General features: G+C 33.6%; 3 protein-coding genes. 2 read left to right on the top strand and 1 reads right to left on the bottom strand.

The features are described 5' to 3' along the window. Nucleotides 1-435 (bottom strand): Rha family transcriptional regulator (locus tag ABWI07_RS43945; RefSeq protein ID WP_353822186.1); only part of this gene is annotated, 435 nt, incomplete at its 3' end. 446 nt (nucleotides 436-881) lie between these two features. Here ABWI07_RS43945 and ABWI07_RS43940 point away from each other — a divergent pair. Beyond that, nucleotides 882-1568, top strand: a complete 687-nt coding sequence (locus tag ABWI07_RS43940; protein ID WP_012898391.1) for a helix-turn-helix domain-containing protein — start codon at nucleotides 882-884, stop codon at nucleotides 1566-1568. A 32-nt stretch (nucleotides 1569-1600) separates the two neighbouring features. Continuing rightward, nucleotides 1601-2043: tyrosine-type recombinase/integrase (locus ABWI07_RS43935; protein ID WP_353822185.1), on the top strand; the 443-nt coding region annotated here is incomplete at its 3' end.

The following is a 2043-nucleotide window of genomic DNA, read 5'->3' as shown; positions in this document are numbered from 1 at the left end:
AATCGTATGCCATGTATTACCATGTCGTGAGTAATGATTCCACTCAGAAATAGCTTGATGAAGAGTAATTCCTTTCGGCTTTTCAACTGCTCTTGCAATTTTTCTTGCATAGAGTTCCTTCTCCATTTCATCAAATCGTTTTACAAGAGCGATTTTAAAATTTCTAACTACTTCTGTATTATCCAGATAAGTAATCATCAACATGGCTTGATTTCTATTAAGTTGATAGATTTTTACTTTTTGACCTCGACTATCTGGCAAGGTCGATATTTCAAATATCAACTTACCGAATTGCTCAAAATCTTTTTTATGTTTATTGATGAGTAAACGTAACGATGTCCTTTCGATTCCTGCATATTCAGCAATAACGATATGGTTAGTCACAACTTCCGCTTTACTCATGTCAGGACTGGTTAAAAATGCTAAGTCTTTCATTATTAAATTTCTTTCTAGCGTTTAATACGCAATATCGTATCTCAACGACTGACTTCATTGTTCTCAATTTCAACGTACTGGGCGGTGCGTTTTTTTAATAGTCCTTAGCGAGCCACTCGGTAATGCGTTCGTATGTACTCTGACGTACTTTCTCATTACGTGTTGGGCTTTCAAGACGTCCATAAGTAAGACGATTAATACCAAGCTGATTGGCAGCTTCACCTTTTGTTAAATCTAGCACTCCTCGTTTTTTGCGTAGAGCAGTTTTAATTTCTGATGTTAAATACATTATTTTACTTCACCTTCTTTCTAGATACTTCAAAATTGAAGTATCTAGACAATAGTATAATACTTCATTTTCGAAGTGTCAAGTGATATACTTCAAAATTGAAATTTTTATTTTAAATAACTACCAAAATGTTGTATAATGATAAAGAGGTAAAAATATGGCAAACGAAGTATATAAAGCTTTAAATCGTATTAAAGAGCTACGAATTGAAAAAGGTGTTACTCAAAGCACCGTAGCAAAAGCAATAGGAATTTCTCAAGGTATGCTGACTAATTATGAAACTGGAAAACGTTCTCCTCGTGATTTCAAAGTTTGGCAAGATTTAGCTGATTACTTTGACGTTACGACTAGCTATATTATGGGAACTAGTGATTTTAGAACATATCAAGACGAAATTAATGAAATACAAACATCTGCCAAGGAAAATTACGGCGTTGAAGTTCCAGCGGAAATAATTAAAGATTATAAGGGAAACCCTGTATCCACTACCTACAATACTCTTGCTCTACGCACAGAAATGGCTAAAAAACTTCTTCCTGAATTAGACAAAATGATTTCTACAATTGATAGTTATTTATATAGCTCTCCCACGATTGATTTTGATGATAAAGAAAAAGCTGATTATTTTTATTCTGATGAATTTAAACTAGCCAATGCACAAATAGATCAACTACTCATTTGGAAACACAGAAAAAAAGTTTTTCAATTAAAGAAGCAATTACTAGAAAAACAAATACAGAACCCTGAAAATTACTTTGCCCTCGAAGATGGCATCACTAAAGCCGAATTAAAAAAAAGGTGGCAAGATTATCGTCGTAAAGATTCTAATGAAAATGAACTTTAACTTCCTACACTTTTAAAATCAACATTCATGTTTTGACTTTTGCGTACTGGGCGGTGCTAGAAAGACAAATCAACATGAACAAACTAAATATAAAAGAATACAAAACAAAAAGCGGAGAAGTACGCTATATTCTCCGTGGCGCTTATATCGGTACTGATGTGCTGACAGGTAAGCAAGTTCGAACTTCCATTACTGGGCGTACAAAAAAAGACATAAAAGTTAAACTTTCACGTCTTCAAAATGAGTTCATAAAAAATGGTTGTACTAAAAAAATTAAAGTCTTAAAAACTTTTGAAGAGGTTGCTGAGAGCTTTTTTGAACTTTATAAGCTGCAACGTAAAATAGGTTCTATTGACCAAATGAGATCAAATCTCGATAATTATACTTTGCCAGCTTTTGGTAATAAGAGAATCAGCAAGATTACCACAGCACAAATACAGCAGCAAGTTATCAAATGGGGAAAAAGCGCCGCTGC

This window comes from Actinomadura sp. NPDC000600 (assembly GCF_040492135.1).
Lineage (GTDB): Bacteria > Actinomycetota > Actinomycetes > Streptosporangiales > Streptosporangiaceae > Spirillospora.
The sequence above is the reverse complement of the archived record's forward strand: the minus strand, read 5'-3'. Positions and strand labels throughout refer to the sequence as shown.

Bases quoted from the DNA above. Each gene is read 5' to 3' on its own strand.
- ABWI07_RS43940 (WP_012898391.1), top strand. From the start codon at position 882: ATGGCAAACGAAGTATATAAAGCTTTAAATCGTATTAAAGAGCTACGA.